The sequence below is a fragment of the Paenibacillus sp. FSL R7-0198 genome, from assembly GCF_038000415.1.
Taxonomy (GTDB): Bacteria; Bacillota; Bacilli; order Paenibacillales; family Paenibacillaceae; genus Paenibacillus.
The window spans coordinates 2,747,565-2,764,588 of sequence record NZ_JBBOCB010000001.1 but is presented as its reverse complement, the minus strand read 5'-3'; the positions used below and the strand labels follow the sequence as shown (position 1 = coordinate 2,764,588).

9 protein-coding genes, 11 tRNA genes and 2 rRNA genes are annotated in these 17,024 nt (G+C 46.8%); 21 read left to right on the top strand and 1 reads right to left on the bottom strand.

The window, feature by feature from the left end; genetic code table 11:
• Positions 1–3 precede the first annotated feature (3 nt).
• From MKY87_RS11905 to MKY87_RS11845, 13 genes are all read left to right on the top strand, one after another.
• Positions 4–2,929 (top strand): 23S ribosomal RNA (locus tag MKY87_RS11905).
• A 76-nt stretch (positions 2,930–3,005) separates the two neighbouring features.
• Positions 3,006–3,122 (top strand): 5S ribosomal RNA (gene rrf, locus MKY87_RS11900).
• An 84-nt stretch (positions 3,123–3,206) separates the two neighbouring features.
• Positions 3,207–3,282 (top strand) — tRNA-Asn (locus MKY87_RS11895).
• A gap of 3 nt (positions 3,283–3,285) precedes the next feature.
• A tRNA-Thr gene (locus MKY87_RS11890) sits at positions 3,286–3,358 on the top strand.
• 10 nt (positions 3,359–3,368) lie between these two features.
• Positions 3,369–3,440 (top strand) — tRNA-Glu (locus tag MKY87_RS11885).
• Between the two features lie 7 nt (positions 3,441–3,447).
• Positions 3,448–3,523: transfer RNA gene (locus tag MKY87_RS11880), tRNA-Val, on the top strand.
• Between the two features lie 11 nt (positions 3,524–3,534).
• Positions 3,535–3,609: transfer RNA gene (locus MKY87_RS11875), tRNA-Gln, on the top strand.
• A gap of 9 nt (positions 3,610–3,618) precedes the next feature.
• Positions 3,619–3,694: transfer RNA gene (locus MKY87_RS11870), tRNA-Lys, on the top strand.
• Between the two features lie 6 nt (positions 3,695–3,700).
• A tRNA-Leu gene (locus tag MKY87_RS11865) sits at positions 3,701–3,781 on the top strand.
• 10 nt (positions 3,782–3,791) lie between these two features.
• Positions 3,792–3,866: transfer RNA gene (locus tag MKY87_RS11860), tRNA-Gly, on the top strand.
• Between the two features lie 7 nt (positions 3,867–3,873).
• Positions 3,874–3,950 (top strand) — tRNA-Arg (locus MKY87_RS11855).
• A gap of 16 nt (positions 3,951–3,966) precedes the next feature.
• Positions 3,967–4,040, top strand: a tRNA-Pro gene (locus MKY87_RS11850).
• 11 nt (positions 4,041–4,051) lie between these two features.
• Positions 4,052–4,122: transfer RNA gene (locus MKY87_RS11845), tRNA-Gly, on the top strand.
• Positions 4,123–4,345: 223 nt separating this feature from the next.
• Here MKY87_RS11845 and MKY87_RS11840 read toward each other — a convergent pair.
• Positions 4,346–4,681: a WGxxGxxG family protein gene (locus tag MKY87_RS11840; protein WP_338588639.1), complete on the bottom strand. Its 336-nt coding sequence runs from the start codon at positions 4,679–4,681 to the stop codon at positions 4,346–4,348.
• 577 nt (positions 4,682–5,258) lie between these two features.
• Here MKY87_RS11840 and ppc point away from each other — a divergent pair.
• The 8 genes from ppc to glmS all read left to right on the top strand — a co-directional run bounded on the left by ppc (position 5,259) and on the right by glmS (position 16,437).
• Positions 5,259–8,051: a phosphoenolpyruvate carboxylase gene (ppc, locus tag MKY87_RS11835; RefSeq protein WP_338588638.1), complete on the top strand. Its 2,793-nt coding sequence runs from the start codon at positions 5,259–5,261 to the stop codon at positions 8,049–8,051.
• Positions 8,052–8,311: 260 nt separating this feature from the next.
• On the top strand, positions 8,312–8,878 hold the full coding sequence (gene sigW, locus MKY87_RS11830; protein WP_017692117.1) for an RNA polymerase sigma factor SigW: 567 nt from the start codon (positions 8,312–8,314) through the stop codon (positions 8,876–8,878).
• Between the two features lie 137 nt (positions 8,879–9,015).
• Complete coding sequence (locus MKY87_RS11825; RefSeq protein WP_036614042.1) at positions 9,016–9,630, top strand: zf-HC2 domain-containing protein; 615 nt, start codon at positions 9,016–9,018, stop codon at positions 9,628–9,630.
• Positions 9,631–9,944: 314 nt separating this feature from the next.
• The gene (gene cdaA, locus MKY87_RS11820; protein WP_047841664.1) at positions 9,945–10,781 is read left to right on the top strand and encodes a diadenylate cyclase CdaA; all 837 of its coding nucleotides are present in this window, start codon (positions 9,945–9,947) and stop codon (positions 10,779–10,781) included.
• A complete protein-coding gene (locus MKY87_RS11815; protein ID WP_340964579.1) occupies positions 10,774–12,267 on the top strand; it encodes a CdaR family protein in 1,494 nt (497 codons plus the stop codon). Before cdaA ends, MKY87_RS11815 begins: the two co-directional genes overlap by 8 nt.
• 72 nt (positions 12,268–12,339) lie before the next feature.
• On the top strand, positions 12,340–13,680 hold the full coding sequence (glmM, locus tag MKY87_RS11810; protein WP_338588636.1) for a phosphoglucosamine mutase: 1,341 nt from the start codon (positions 12,340–12,342) through the stop codon (positions 13,678–13,680).
• Positions 13,681–14,200: 520 nt separating this feature from the next.
• Complete coding sequence (locus tag MKY87_RS11805) at positions 14,201–14,359, top strand: hypothetical protein (protein WP_340964576.1); 159 nt, start codon at positions 14,201–14,203, stop codon at positions 14,357–14,359.
• Between the two features lie 245 nt (positions 14,360–14,604).
• Positions 14,605–16,437, top strand: coding sequence for a glutamine--fructose-6-phosphate transaminase (isomerizing) (gene glmS, locus MKY87_RS11800; RefSeq protein WP_338588635.1), 1,833 nt, complete (start codon positions 14,605–14,607; stop codon positions 16,435–16,437).
• Positions 16,438–17,024: the final 587 nt, after the last annotated feature.

Here is a 17,024-nt window from a genome sequence, read left to right as displayed (position 1 = left end):
CGAGGTTAAGCTACTAAGAGCACACGGAGGATGCCTAGGCGCTAGGAGCCGATGAAGGACGTGGCGAACAACGAAACTGCCTCGGGGAGCTGTAAGCAAGCTTTGATCCGGGGGTGTCCGAATGGGGAAACCCAGCTGGGGTAATTTCCAGTTACACCTAACTGAATACATAGGTTAGTGTGAGGCATACCAGGGGAACTGAAACATCTAAGTACCCTGAGGAAGAGAAAACAATAGTGATTCCGTCAGTAGCGGCGAGCGAACGCGGAGAAGCCCAAACCAGAGAGCTTGCTCTTTGGGGTTGTGGGACGTCTCACATGGAGTTACAAAGGAACCGGTTAAGCGAAGAGGTCTGGAAAGGCCCGCCAAAGAAGGTAAAAGCCCTGTAGTTGAAAGTCTGTTCCCTCCGAGACGGATCCCGAGTAGTGCGGGGCACGTGAAACCCCGTATGAATCCGGCAGGACCATCTGCCAAGGCTAAATACTTCCTAGCGACCGATAGTGAAGCAGTACCGTGAGGGAAAGGTGAAAAGCACCCCGGAAGGGGAGTGAAATAGAACCTGAAACCGTGTGCTTACAAAAAGTCAGAGCCCGTTTTAGGGGTGATGGCGTGCCTTTTGTAGAATGAACCGGCGAGTTACGTTCCCGTGCAAGGTTAAGGTGAAGAGCCGGAGCCGCAGCGAAAGCGAGTCTGAATAGGGCGACTTAGTACGTGGACGTAGACCCGAAACCGGGTGATCTACCCCTGTCCAGGGTGAAGGTGCGGTAACACGCACTGGAGGCCCGAACCCACGCATGTTGAAAAATGCGGGGATGAGGTGGGGGTAGCGGAGAAATTCCAATCGAACTCGGAGATAGCTGGTTCTCCCCGAAATAGCTTTAGGGCTAGCCTCGGAAAACAGAGTCGTGGAGGTAGAGCACTGATTGGGTGCGGGGCCCGCAAGGGTTACCAAGCTCAGTCAAACTCCGAATGCCATAGACTTACTTCCGGGAGTCAGACAGTGAGTGCTAAGATCCATTGTCAAAAGGGAAACAGCCCAGACCATCAGCTAAGGTCCCCAAGTGTGTGTTAAGTGGGAAAGGATGTGGAGTTGCACAGACAACCAGGATGTTGGCTTAGAAGCAGCCACCATTGAAAGAGTGCGTAATAGCTCACTGGTCGAGTGACTCTGCGCCGAAAATGTAACGGGGCTAAACACACCACCGAAGCTATGGCTTGATGCTTTGCATCAGGGGTAGGGGAGCGTTGTATAAGGGTTGAAGGTGTACCGTAAGGAGCGCTGGACATTATACAAGTGAGAATGCCGGTATGAGTAACGAAAAGATCAGTGAGAATCTGATCCGCCGAAAGCCTAAGGGTTCCTGAGGAAGGCTCGTCCGCTCAGGGTAAGTCGGGACCTAAGGCGAGGCCGAAAGGCGTAGTCGAAGGACAACAGGTCGAAATTCCTGTACCACCGTAAGCCGTTATGAGCAATGGGGGGACGCAGTAGGGTAGTGACGCGGACTGATGGATGTCCGTCTAAGCAGTGAGGCTGATGTGTAGGCAAATCCGCACATTGTAAGGCTGAGCTGTGATGGGGAGCGAAAATTGTAGTAGCGAAGGTCATGATCTCACACTGCCAAGAAAAGCCTCTAGCCAGGTGAAGGTGCCCGTACCGCAAACCGACACAGGTAGGCGAGAAGAGTATTCTAAGGCGCGCGGAAGAACTCTCGTTAAGGAACTCGGCAAAATGACCCCGTAACTTCGGGAGAAGGGGTGCCCCGGTAGTGTGAATAGCACGAGGGGGCCGCAGTGAAAAGGCCCAAGCGACTGTTTAGCAAAAACACAGGTCTGTGCGAAGCCGTAAGGCGAAGTATACGGGCTGACGCCTGCCCGGTGCTGGAAGGTTAAGGGGAGTGGTTAGGAGCAATCCGAAGCTGTGAACCGAAGCCCCAGTAAACGGCGGCCGTAACTATAACGGTCCTAAGGTAGCGAAATTCCTTGTCAGGTAAATTCTGACCCGCACGAATGGCGTAACGACTTGGGCGCTGTCTCAACGAGAGATCCGGTGAAATTTTAATACCTGTGAAGATGCAGGTTACCCGCGACAAGACGGAAAGACCCCATGGAGCTTTACTGCAGCTTGATATTGAATTTGGGTACGATCTGTACAGGATAGGTGGGAGCCTTTGAAGCAGGAGCGCAAGCTTCTGTGGAGGCAACGTTGGGATACCACCCTGATCGTATCTAGGTTCTAACCTGGTACCGTAATCCGGTGCGGGGACAGTGTCAGGTGGGCAGTTTGACTGGGGCGGTCGCCTCCTAAAGAGTAACGGAGGCGCCCAAAGGTTCCCTCAGAATGGTTGGAAATCATTCGAAGAGTGCAAAGGCATAAGGGAGCTTGACTGCGAGACCTACAAGTCGAGCAGGGACGAAAGTCGGGCTTAGTGATCCGGTGGTACCGCATGGAAGGGCCATCGCTCAACGGATAAAAGCTACCCTGGGGATAACAGGCTTATCTCCCCCAAGAGTCCACATCGACGGGGAGGTTTGGCACCTCGATGTCGGCTCATCGCATCCTGGGGCTGAAGTAGGTCCCAAGGGTTGGGCTGTTCGCCCATTAAAGCGGTACGCGAGCTGGGTTCAGAACGTCGTGAGACAGTTCGGTCCCTATCTGTCGTGGGCGTAGGAAATTTGAGAGGAGCTGTCCTTAGTACGAGAGGACCGGGATGGACGTACCGCTGGTGTACCAGTTGTTCCGCCAGGAGCACCGCTGGGTAGCTATGTACGGACGGGATAAACGCTGAAAGCATCTAAGCGTGAAGCCCCCCTCAAGATGAGATTTCCCAGTATGTAAGACCCCTTGAAGACGACGAGGTAGATAGGCTGGGGGTGGAAGTGCAGCAATGCATGGAGCTGACCAGTACTAATCGGTCGAGGGCTTATCCAAATAGCAAGTTGTAATTCGCATGTTTCGTTTCGAATCTAGTTTTCAGAGAACAACACTCTGAAATGTAAGCTACGCGTTTGGTGGCGATGGCGGAGGGGTTCCACACGTACCCATCCCGAACACGACCGTTAAGCCCTCTAGCGCCGATGGTACTTGGACCGCAGGGTCCTGGGAGAGTAGGACGCCGCCAAGCGAACTCTTTCATCATACATAGAAAACAGGCTCTGCATGTGGACGTTGTACGATGAATTGCATTTGCCCTGCAAATGCATATTATTCCCTGATAGCTCAGTTGGTAGAGCACTCGACTGTTAATCGAGTTGTCACAGGTTCGAGCCCTGTTCGGGGAGCCATTTGCTCTCATAGCTCAGTAGGTAGAGTGCATCCATGGTAAGGATGAGGTCACCGGTTCGATCCCGGTTGAGAGCTTTGGAAATGGGGCCCGTTGGTCAAGGGGTTAAGACACCTCCCTTTCACGGAGGTAACAGGGGTTCGAATCCCCTACGGGTCATATAGTTGGAGGCTTAGCTCAGCTGGGAGAGCATCTGCCTTACAAGCAGAGGGTCGGGGGTTCGATCCCCTCAGCCTCCACCATATTATTTTATTGGGGATTAGCCAAGCGGTAAGGCAACGGACTTTGACTCCGTCATGCATAGGTTCAAATCCTATATCCCCAGCCATTTTAGTATGAGTCATTAGCTCAGTTGGTAGAGCACCTGACTTTTAATCAGGGTGTCGAAGGTTCGAGCCCTTCATGACTCACCATCATATGCGCGTGTGGCGGAATTGGCAGACGCACTAGACTTAGGATCTAGCGTCTTTGACGTGGGGGTTCAAGTCCCTCCACGCGCATCCTATATTTGCGGAAGTGGCTCAGCGGTAGAGCATCGCCTTGCCAAGGCGAGGGTCGCGGGTTCGATTCCCGTCTTCCGCTCCAATATTTTGCGCCCTTAGCTCAGCTGGATAGAGCGTTTGACTACGAATCAAAAGGCCGGGAGTTCGAATCTCTCAGGGCGCGCCATTATTTTTTTTAATATCGGGATGTAGCTCAGCTTGGTAGAGCACCTGGTTTGGGACCAGGGGGTCGCATGTTCAAATCGTGTCATCCCGATTTCTATTTATGCGGGTGTAGTTCAATGGTAGAACTTTAGCCTTCCAAGCTAATAGCGTGGGTTCGATTCCCATCACCCGCTTACAGGACATAATGAAAGAGCCTTTGCAGATGCAGAGGCTTTTTTATTTATATTAACGTAAGAATTAGCAGTTATTTTATGTAAGGTACAAGTACAGGTTAATTTAAAAAAGAGCCAAGACCTTCCTATCTCAATAGTGTAGGGGTCTTGGCTCTTCTGTGTATCTCTGTGGATGAGTTGCTTCTAAGACGTAGCAGCTATTGTAACGTGACGTGAGTACAAGTTAACGTTCGTTGTGATCCGTCACTCTTCTACGCATGCCAGCTAATCCAAGCAGTCCCAGCAAACCGAGCCAGCCCCAATCCATGCCGTTGTCGCGGTCGGTTGTTGTGGCGTTTGCACGAACACTGTTTGTACGATAGTCACCATTGTTGCGGTAATTTCCATCCATATTCAGGTTGGTGTTTGTGCGATCCATGTAGTTGGTGTCCTGATAAGACCGGACACGTGAGCCGGTTGTATCCATTCCTTTGGACATGTGACCATCTGCAGCAGCAGGGCCAGCCATCGCGGCCACCAGAAGCACGGAAGCAATAATTGTTGTACCTTTCTTCATCATATGAATTCCTCCTTTTTGGTTAGAGCTATAAATTAATCTGCCCAAGAAGACAAGGACAATATGTAAAAATGGTCTGTTAAGATATCCCTTTGACTACAGAGAATTAACAAAGTACATAAGAAACTCCTCTAATAAGCAGACTGTAGTGGGAAGAAAATTATAATTACATCTTTAATTTATTGCGTCACTGTGGTAAAGTATACAAAAGCTTGCTTTGCCGGTCATGTTTCTTTGTATATCATCTGTTCTCAAACAATGGAATTATGCGGTTAAACCTTACGATCAGGTACATGGGATCATATCTAAAAGAACTGTATATTTATGAATTTTTTAGAATAGGTATGAGACATTTGAGTTATTTAAAGTACGTGAAAAAGGTATCATGCGACAGCATATGACCATTAATTGAAGCAGAACAAGAAAATGAATAAAAAAGCGTGTTTTTGTGCTGTAAATCGGGGATAATCCCCATTTTTTCTAGTAGAAAAATAAAGATTTTCGTACCATTTTATTGTATGATGTTATGAAGGTGTCAAATTTACGTGTACGAATGGAACGATCAGATGGGAGGATAAGCATGACTGAAACTATGGTAACCGCCAGCAAAAGCCAATCCAACAACCTGCTTCGGCGAGACGTGCGGTTCCTGGGCAATATACTCGGAGAAGTTCTTGTCCATCAAGGCGGCACGGAGCTTCTAGATATCGTTGAGAAGATTCGGGAAACGAGCAAATCGTTGCGTGCAGAATTTCTGCCAGAACTCTATGCAGAGTTCAAAACGATGATCCAGGAATTAGACTCGGACAATCGTCATCAGGTTATTCGGGCTTTCGCTATTTATTTTCAATTAGTTAATATTGCTGAACAAAACCATCGGATCCGGCGTAAACGGGATTATGAACGTTCTGCAGGGGACGCTGTGCAGCCAGGATCGATTGAGAAAGCAGTACAGGATCTTAAGGAACGTGGACTGTCTCATACAGAGGTGGAAGAGATTCTCGACGATTTGTCGTTGGAACTCGTTATGACAGCTCACCCAACCGAAGCCATGCGCCGGGTTATACTGGACATCCACAAGCGGATATCCGAAGACGTCATGTCACTTGATAATCCTACGCTGACGTTGCGTGAACGTGAACAGTTGCGGGAGAAACTGCTGAATGAGGTTATTACACTCTGGCAGACAGATGAACTTCGCGACCGCAAACCGACTGTACTCGATGAAGTGCGGAACGGGATGTATTACTTTCATGAAACGTTGTTCCACGTACTTCCGGATGTATATCAGGAGCTGGAACGCTGCCTGAACAAATTTTATCCTGACCATGACTGGCATGTGCCGACGTATTTGCGGTTCGGTTCCTGGATCGGTGGAGACCGGGATGGAAATCCTTCGGTAACTTCAGATGTAACATGGCAGACGCTGTTGATGCAACGCAAGCTTGCTTTGCGTGAATACCAACGGATTATGATTGAACTTATGGGTCATCTCAGCTTCAGCACAAACATCATTCATGTATCGGATGAGCTGGTGCAGTCGATTGAGCAGGACCGTAAATCTGTTACATTGAAAAAAGTGGATATCTGGCGGAATGAAAAAGAGCCATACCGCATCAAATTGGCCTATATGATTGCCAAGCTGAACAATGTACTGGATGAGAACAAATTAGGTCAGCCTGACCGTTATCATAGCGCACAGGATTTGATTGATGAACTGATGATTATTGATCGAAGTCTGCGCCATCATTTTGCAGATTACGTAGCAGATACGACCATTCGCAAAATGATTCGTCAAGTCGAATTGTTTGGTTTCCATACCGCAGCTTTGGATGTGCGTCAGCACAGTAAGGAACATGAAAATGCGATGTCGGAAATTTTAGCCAAAATGAACATTGTAGAGGATTATGCGCGTCTGACTGAAGACGGTAAAATTGATCTGCTTGCTCGTTTGCTGGATGATCCACGTCCGCTTACTTCTCCTTATCACCAATACACGGAGGGAACCAAAGAGTGTCTGGATGTCTTCCGTACCATTAAGCGTGCCCAGAATGAATTTGGGAACGGCTGTATCACAAGTTACCTGATCAGTATGACGCAGGGCGCAAGTGATTTGCTGGAGGTTATGGTATTTGCCAAGGAAGTGGGCTTATTCACCAAAGGTCACAACGGTGACGTTGTATCTACACTTCAAGCGGTACCGCTGTTTGAAACGATTGATGATCTACATGCGGCTTCGGACATTATGGAGAAGCTGTTCAACCTTCCTGTATACCGCGCAAGCGTAAAAGGGCGGAATGAACTGCATGAAATCATGCTTGGTTATTCAGATAGTAACAAGGATGGCGGAGTGGTTACAGCCAACTGGGAACTGCGCGTAGCAATGAATGCCATCACGGCTGTAGGTAATGAACACGGCGTTAAGCTGAAGTTCTTCCATGGACGTGGCGGGGCTCTTGGACGTGGCGGCATGCCACTCAACCGCAGTATTCTTGCTCAACCACCACATACGATTGGTGGAGGCATCAAGATTACGGAGCAGGGAGAGGTTATTTCTTCCCGTTATTCCCTTCAGGGGATTGCATACCGCAGTCTGGAGCAGGCAACTTCGGCTCTAATCACAGCAGCACTTAATGGGCTTGAGCCTCAAGAGTCAGCATCCGAACGTCATTGGGACAGCATCATCAAAGAGATTTCGGAAGTATCTCTGACGAAATATCAGGATCTGATTTTCCGTGATCCAGACTTCTTTACCTTCTTCAAAGAATCAACGCCGCTTCCGGAGGTTGGTGAGCTGAATATTGGTTCCCGTCCATCCAAGCGTAAAAATAGTGATAAGTTTGAAGATCTGAGAGCGATCCCTTGGGTATTCGCCTGGACTCAAAGTCGTTATCTGCTTCCGGCATGGTATGCGGCAGGAACAGGATTGCAAAGTTACTATCAGGATAAAGAGGAAAATCTGGTTGTCCTGAAAGAAATGTATGCAAGCTTCCCATTCTTCCGTACATTAATTGATACGGTACAGATGGCCGTAGCCAAGGCAGATTTGGTGATTGCCAAAGAATATTCAGCCATGACTTCGAACAAGGAAGCCCGTGATCGCATATACGGTCAGATCGAAGCCGAATTCAAGCTCACAAAAGAGCTGATTCTGAAGATTACCGGAGAAGCTGAAATTCTGGATGATGTACCGGTTATTCAAGAATCCATTCGCCTTCGTAACCCTTATGTAGATCCGTTGTCCTACATGCAAGTTCAACTTCTGAGTGAGCTCAGAGATATGCGTGAACGTGGTGAGGATGATACGGAACTGCTCAGAGAAGTGTTGCTGACCATCAATGGCATCGCTGCAGGACTGCGTAACACAGGTTGATGATTGAACTGCTGCATTTGGATAATTATATGTAACAAAGTACTCATTACTTTGTTGAATAAAAGCTCCATTCTCTGCTCTACGGAGTGAGAGATGAAACGGGACTCCTGCGGGAGTTCCCGTTTTTACTGTTTTTGGCGGATATTTGTCATACAGTCTTGATTTTTGACCAAAGTTGATTTACGATTTGATTGGTGAATTACAAGTGTGGACGGGTATCAGAAGACGGAAGACCCATCAGCATGTCTGGGGGAATAAGGGTGGACAATTTGGAGAACAGGCTTGTGAAACTGGTGCTCAAGGGCGACCAGAGAGCCTTCGCAGAAATCGTTGAACTATATAAGGACAAGCTATTTCATTTGGCATACCGGATGCTGAACAATCGTCATGAAGCTGAAGACGTTGTGCAGGAGACGTTTTTGCGTGTGTTTCGTAATATGGAGAAGTACGATCCGAACCAGAAGTTCTCAACCTGGATCTACCGGATCGCGACGAATCTGTGTATTGACCGACTGCGCAGAAAGAAACCTTCATACTCTTTGGATGCTGAACTGAATGATCAGGAAGGATCTGATGGTTATGCGATGCTCCCAAGTGATGATCGTACACCGGAGAGTGAAGCACTCCTGTCAGAGACGCAGACACTCATTCGTGAGGCCATTGACAGTTTGCCAGCCAAGTATAAGTCCGTTATGATTCTGAGATATTTACAGGACTTGTCGCTACAGGAAATCAGTGATGTGACAGGTATGCCCGTAACAACGATCAAGACACGCGTTCATCGGGGCCGTGATTTTCTACGTAAAAAATTGGAGTATAAGTTATAAATGTTAAACGCCTTTAAATTATGGGCGAAATTATTTGAAACATATCCGAAACGGATGCGTATGTAATGTATGCAAGTCTTATGCGTGCTTTTTAATGGCACATGGACTAAGTGATTTAAGAAAGGATTGGCTCTCATATGGATTGCAACTCGGCCGTCTCTTTAATGCATGAATGTTTGGATGAGTCGTTGTCCCCGGCCCAGAAGGTTGAACTGAAAAGTCACCTTGTGATCTGTCCGGATTGTCGCATGCGCTTTAAAGAGTTGGAACAGACGGAAATGCTACTCTTTGCCATGAAACACTATTCACCGTCTGCCTCTGATGAGCTGACCAATCGAATTATGAATGCTCTGCCCCAGCCCAAGAGACAGCAAGCATGGCTCAAATGGGTCAAAGGACATCCCGCGCTGACGGCGGCAGCCTTCTTTTTGGTCGTGATGCTCTTTAGCGCCTTGAATTTCTGGAATCAGAATAACGAAATGGTTGTTAAGGGAAATAATCTGGACCAGATCGTGATTCAGGGTAACACGGTTATTGTTCCTGAAGGTAAGTCAATTGCTGGCGATCTTACGATAGAAAATGGAACCGCACAAGTATATGGTGATGTGAACGGCAATCTGACGGTTATCGACGGACAACTGTTTCAGGCTTCAACGGCGCATATTTCAGGTCAGGTGAAAAGTATTGATCAGGCGCTGGACTGGTTCTGGTACAAAATAACCAATATGGTAAATGAAGTGGCTTATCGCTAGAACAGGGTAAAATCTTCAATGGTATATACCAAGCAGGGTACCTCCAGATTGCATGGGGTACTCTTTTTTTATACGCAAACTTTGTAATTCATGGTAAATGTGATGTTTATGTGCAGTTTGAGACTGCCGTAACTTGCAACCTGAACGTTAACGTTATAACCTAGATACTAAAGAGAACATACTACTACATATAGATACGCATTTTGCACAAATTGAATGATGCAGAAATGCGGAGACAAAGGATTATATAAAATCCTAATGGGTTAATATGAGATCAGGGTTTACTCATCAATGGGGATAGCGGGGGCTGGCTTATGAATTATTTTGCTGACTTAACGTGGACAGAGTCCATTAAGGACGTTATCGATATATTGATCGTTACCTATATTATGTACAAACTGATTTTGCTTGTGCGAGGGACACGTGCGGTTCAGCTCCTGAAAGGAATTCTGTTCCTTGTGCTGATCTGGGCATTAAGTACGTGGCTAAACCTGTATACGCTCAAATGGTTAATGAACCAGATGTTTACGTTTGGTGTTGTTGCGGTGTTCATTATCTTTCAGCCGGAACTGCGTCGTGGTCTGGAGCAATTGGGACGCGGTAAGCTGTTTGGACGTTCAGCGGCAGCGAGTGATGAAGAATTAACGGTGTTAATTGGTGAGATTATTAAGTCAGTTAATTATTTGTCACGGCGTAAAATTGGCGCATTGGTCGTATTTGAACGTGAAACGGGTCTGAACGATTACACGGAATCGGGCATTAAGATGCAATCTCTGGTCAGCTCGGAGCTGATGATTAACATCTTTATTCCAAATACACCGCTCCATGATGGAGCCGTTATTATACAGGGAAAACAGATTTCGGCGGCAGCTTGTTATTTGCCATTATCGGAGAATCCTTTTATCAGTAAGGAACTGGGAACACGTCACCGTGCAGCAATCGGGATTACCGAAGTTGCAGATGCGATCTGTTTGGTTGTCTCTGAGGAGACAGGACAAGTGTCACTTGCAATGAATGGTCAGGTCGTTCGTGATATTAAGGAAGAATCGCTGATTGCCAAACTGTATGAGGAGTTGCGCCCTACATCCAATCTGAAAAAGAATGGCTGGACAACCTTCTGGAAACGGAAGGGAGGACGTAACAATGGATAAGTGGTTTAACAATAATAACTTTGCCAAAATACTTGCGCTTGCGGTGAGCCTGCTGCTCTGGTTCATGATTCATCTGGATGAAGTACCAACCACCCCTACGATTACAACAGGGACAACCAACAAGGTTGTGGAACGTACGGTGCCTGTTCAACCTTATGGATTAGACAGCAACAGCTATGTGCTTACTTCATTAAGTACGGATGAGGTCCGGCTGGAGATCAAAGGACAGCGCTCGATGCTAACATCAATTTTTACGAATGACGATTACAAAGTACTGGTCGATCTGAGTCAGGTGAAAGATGGGTCCAATACACTGCCACTTGTACCTGATTTGCCTTCCGGGGTAGAAGTGGTCAGCATGGAACCTTCCATGGTTACGGTGAATGTAGAAAAATTGGGCACCAAATCCTTCAATGTGAATATTGTACCCGAAGGGGAACCATCCGCCGGATACAGCGCTGGAACGCCCGTAATTGAACCTTCGACGCCGGTTAAGGTAACTCTGCCCGAAGGACAACTCGAGGCTGTAGCGAAGGTTCAGGGCAGTGTGAGCGTGAAAGATGCCAAGGAAGATGTCATACAGAAAAAAGTGAAACTTCAAGCATACGATGCTGAAGGCAAGGTCCTTGAAAATGCGATTATAACGCCTCAAACGGTTGAAGTCCGAGTTCCGGTCAATCAGCCCTATACATCTGTACCCTTAAGAATCAAATATTCGGGACAGCTTCCGGAAGGCCTGGTACTCTCCACGGTAGAGCCAAGCGTGAAAGAAGTCTCGGTTTATGGATCAGAGGATGCGCTTGCGGGTATACAGTCCTACGACCAAGTAACCCTTGATCTAACACAGTTTGATCAGTCGGGTACGTCGACAGTTAACGTGGACTTGACGCCGCCTTCCGGTTTTGAGAAAATCGAGCCTAGTTCGATTCAGATCAAGGTAACCATATCACCATTTGACGAGGCAGAGGAGACAACCAAAGTCTTTCCGAACGTGCCCATCACACTTACTGGTGCGGGGAATGGACTGGAAGGGACGCTGGTTACGCCTCGAAGCGGCGGTCTGAACCTTACACTTACAGGCTCAGCAAGTATGCTTGAGGGTCTGAGTAGTGATGATCTCACGTTGACCGGGGATCTTGCTGGACTTGCGGTCGGAACGCACGAGATCAAGCTTGAAGCCGACCTGCCCCGTTATGCCAAACTGGATGAATCATCCAATGCTCTGAGTGCAACGGTCAAAATTAGCGAAAAGACTGAAGACACCGCAACTACTCCTAGCGAAGATCCGACTGACGAGGGAACGGTAGCACCTGACCCTTCACCAGCCGAGGTCGAAAACGGGGAAACGGAGCCTGTTCCTGATGAAGAAGAAACGGAATCGAATACGGATACTCAGGATCAGGGCCAACAGGGGAGCACAAGCAGTCGAGGTAATTTAAATAATAATAACAGCGGTACTGGCAGTAAAAGTGGCGCGAATCCGTAAACGTTCTAATTTTAAAATTCTCAAAAAATAATAATAGTGCTCGTATATGATGCGAATAGAAGGAGTTAAATCATGGGTAAATATTTTGGTACAGACGGTGTAAGAGGGGTTGCCAATAAAGAGTTAACGGCAGAGCTGGCTTACAGCATTGGACGTTGTGGTGGTTACGTGCTTGCAGGTGGTGTGGAAAGACCAAAAGTGGTTATCGGCATGGATACTCGTATCTCGGGATTGATGTTGGAATCCGCACTTGTTGCAGGTCTGTTGTCCATTGGCGCTGATGTGATTCGTCTGGGCGTTGTATCCACTCCGGGAGTGGCGTATATCTCACGTTTGTTGAAAGCTGACGCGGGCGTGATGATCTCGGCTTCCCACAATCCGGTTGAGGATAACGGAATTAAGTTCTTTGGTGGAGATGGCTTCAAGCTGTCTGATGAAACAGAGAACCGGATTGAAGAGCTGATGGATGCGGAGACAGATCAATTGCCACGGCCAGTTGGTGGCGGTCTGGGTACCGTGACGACGGATGAAGAATCCCGTTATCGTTACCTCGATTTCCTGAAAACAACAGTAAATGAGTCGTTCTCTGGTCTTAAAATTGTTTTGGACTGTGCAAACGGAGCAGCTTATGAGCTGGCACCGAAATTGTTCAGTGAACTTGGTGCAGAAGTCATTGCCATTGGCGCTGAACCTAACGGCCTGAATATCAATGAGCAATGTGGATCAACTCATCCAGAGAACTTGAAACAAGAAGTGCTCAAACACAAAGCAGATCTGGGTCTTGCTTTTGACGGGGATGCGGATCGTCTGATTGCTATTGATGAGACAGGCGCTGAGGTGGATGGAGACTTCATTTTGTGTATCTGCGGTGATGCGATGAATCGTGCAGGCAAGTTGAAGGACAGTACTGTTGTATCGACCGTTATGAGTAACATCGGATTCTATAAAGCAACGGAGAAACTTGCACTGAAAACAGCTAAAACGGCAGTGGGTGACCGTTATGTGATGGAGGAAATGCGTCGCGGCGGTTATAACTTGGGTGGAGAGCAATCTGGCCATGTTATTTTCCTGGATTACAATACAACCGGAGACGGTATGTTGACTGCGATTCAACTCGTGGACACACTCAAGGCTTCCGGTAAAAAACTGAGTGAGCTCAAAGCGTTGATGACCCAGTACCCACAAGTACTGGTGAATGTGCGTGTTGAAGATAAGAGCAAATACGAGGGTAATGCTGCAATCGAGCAAGCCATTACTACAGTAGAACAACAACTCGGCGATAATGGACGTGTACTCGTTCGTGCTTCAGGTACTGAATCTCTGATCCGTGTTATGGCGGAAGGACCAGATAAAGACGAACTTGAACAATTTGTGTCTCAAATCGCAGATGTAGTGCAAAAAGAACTGGTATAGGACTGAAAGAAATCCCTTGTGCATACGGTTTTCTTAAGGGAATTGTTGTGTATAAAGGGTATGATATAACAGGATTTAGGACATATAGTGCGTGTTCAAAAAGTCTAGTTTTCAGTACCGAGAAGATGGAATGAAGATAGAAATGGAGTAGCGGAGCGTAGGGAAACTACGTGAGCAACGGACATTTCGGCTGAATTTCATATTCGATGCTGATTATGCCAATAGGCATGATTCGTAATCAAAAGCGGACTTTTTGAATTTCCTCTTAAAGATGAATATTCCTGCGTCCCGGCCTGATGAGACCATAGGTCCGTTTATCCGGTCGGGATTGTGGGTAAATATGCTGAAATTGTCACAGGTACTTTGCTCCATTGCAAAATGGACCTGACGTGCATATAATGAGTGGAGTCGTCATTCAGACACAGAAAGTGAGGAACGTAAGGTTACAGTTACACAAGCGCCAGAGCTTGGAGTTGCGCGGGATGATGTTGATCAGGATTTCTTCTAGGTTGAAGAACGGTTGATTAAGATCAACGGCAATCAAGCTGACGAGGTGGAGGTGTTCGGATTGTTCGGCGGGGACCTCCCGGTGAAGCACCAGAGCCGTAAACCGGATTGCGGAAAATGGATGGGTGACTGTCCACACAACGCGCCGGTGCAGGTGCAAGAGTTAAACTAAAATTCAAATGAATGTGCGTGAAGAGCGTAAACAGTACGCGGACGGGAAAATGATGTACATTCATGATTGCATTCATAACAGCTTATGATGACTGCGGGGCGACACGAGGTCGCTCTGATCATTGATAATTGAATAAGTACCAAGTATTCATGAAACGCTAGGCAATCACTCATTTTTCCGATGTGCCGCCTCTGCCTGTTTCTCTTCGTCACACAGTATTCATATACAAACGGAGGAAATAAATTATGTGCGGTATTGTTGGATATATTGGTAATAAGAACACTCAATCGGTATTGGTTGAAGGATTGAAGAAACTTGAGTATCGTGGTTATGATTCTGCAGGTATTGCGGTATTCACACCCGAAGGTCTGCAAATCACGAAAGCTCTTGGTCGTCTTGCGAACCTTGAAGCCAAGCTGGATGGTGCACCACTGGTAGGTAATGCCGGAATCGGACACACACGTTGGGCAACTCATGGTAAACCATCAGATGAGAACTCTCATCCACACACGGATGGAAGCCAGAAGTTCTCTGTTGTGCATAACGGTATTATTGAGAACTACCTGGATCTGAAGGACGAATTGATGGCTCAAGGTCACACGTTCACTTCCGAGACAGATACTGAGGTTATCTCTCACCTGATCGCACGTGAATACAATGGTGATATCGTCAAAACAGTACAAAAAGTGATCACGTTGTTGCGTGGCGCATTTGCATTGGGTGTATTGACAGAGCATGAGCCTGAGAAACTCGTAGCTGTGCGTCAAGCAAGCCCATTGATTATTGGTATTGGTGAAGGCGAGAACTTCATTGGTTCCGACATCCCGGCAATTCTGGAACATACACGTAACGTGTACATTCTGAATGATGGTGAAATGGCTGTATTGACACATGATGCTGTCGAATTGATGACGATTGAAGGCAACTTTATTTCTCGGGAAATGATTCGTGTCGATTGGGATGCTGTAACCGCAGAAAAAGGCGGATTTGAGCACTTCATGCTGAAAGAAATTCATGAGCAACCAAAAGCATATCGTGATACAATGCTGGGTCGCATCGATAATGAAGGTAAAAAAGTTCAACTTCCTGAGTTGAAAATGACTGAAGAACAAATTAAAAATATCCGTAACGTTCAAATCATTGCATGTGGTACAGCGTACCATGCAGGTCTGGTTGGACGTACAGTGATTGAGCAATTGGTACGTATTCCGGTTGAAACAGATGTGGCTTCCGAGTACCGTTACCGTTCCCCAATCGTGCACAAAGATACACTTGTAATCGTAGTGAGCCAATCCGGTGAAACTGCCGATACGCTTGCTGCATTGCGTGAAGCACAATCCAATGGTGCACATGTACTGGCAATCACTAACGTAGTGGGTAGCTCCATTGCACGTGATGCAGATGATGTTATCGCAACTTTGGCAGGTCCTGAAATTGCAGTAGCTTCTACCAAAGCGTATACTTCACAGTTGATCGCGTTTAACTTGCTTGGTCTGTACCTTGCACAAGTTCGTGGTACACAATCTGCTGAAGAGATTGCACACACGCTGGCAGCGATGCAAGCATTGCCTGAGCAAGTGGAATCCATGTTGGAGCAAGCCGATGCAATCAAAGGATATGCAGAGCAAATCTCAAAACATGAACATCTCTTCTTCATCGGCCGTGGTCTTGACTATGCAGTAGCTCAAGAAGGATCTTTGAAGCTGAAAGAGATCTCTTATATTCACTCCGAAGCGTATGCTGCGGGTGAGTTGAAACACGGTACGCTTGCATTGATCGAAGACGGTATCCCTGTTATTGCCCTGGCAACGCAGGAGAACGTACTTGAGAAAACAGTGAGCAACATTAAGGAAGTAAAAGCACGTGGCGCAGATGTATTGGCAATTACGTACGAAGAGCACGTAGCACCATTGCTGAAATCCGTAGACCAAGCGTTTGCGATTCCTAAGACGTTGCCACTGCTTAGCCCTGCTTTGTCTGTTGTTGCGCTGCAATTGCTGGCATACTATGCTTCCCTGGCACTGGGTCATGATGTGGATAAACCACGTAACCTGGCGAAAAGTGTAACGGTTGAATAAGGTATTCTGTATAAATTAGTTTATTGTCTAGTGATAAATAAGTGTAGAACCATTAACAAAAGTATGGAATTACACTAACTGTTGTCCAATGACATGGATAATGGGTTAATCAATAGATTTAGTAAACTAATAAAGTATGAACAAAATAATGGTCCTGATGACTCTAAGTCATCAGGACTTTTTTGATGTTTCAGGAGGGTGGTTCAAAATATTAGAACCACCTTATTTGTGTTTGTGCATTGCAAATTGCGGTCATTCATTGAACGAAAACTCACCCATATTATAGAGTACCTTAGGAAGAGTATCTTTTTGTAATTCTCACATTTGAAATACTCTTCGTGCACGAATGTAATCAACTTCTTAAATAAAGTCATTAAAATTAGCAACTCGAAAGTGTCAATATATCCCCAAGAAGGATGCGGGTCGGGCATAAAAGATCATTTGAACAATAAAGGAAGATGACTGAACGTGACTGGTACATCCTTCAGCTACTCACAAAATGGTATGCCAAGAAGCGTCAACGTGCTCGATGGAGGAGCATATTACACGAAATGAAATCATTGTCCGTTCAATTCGGACTCAGAACG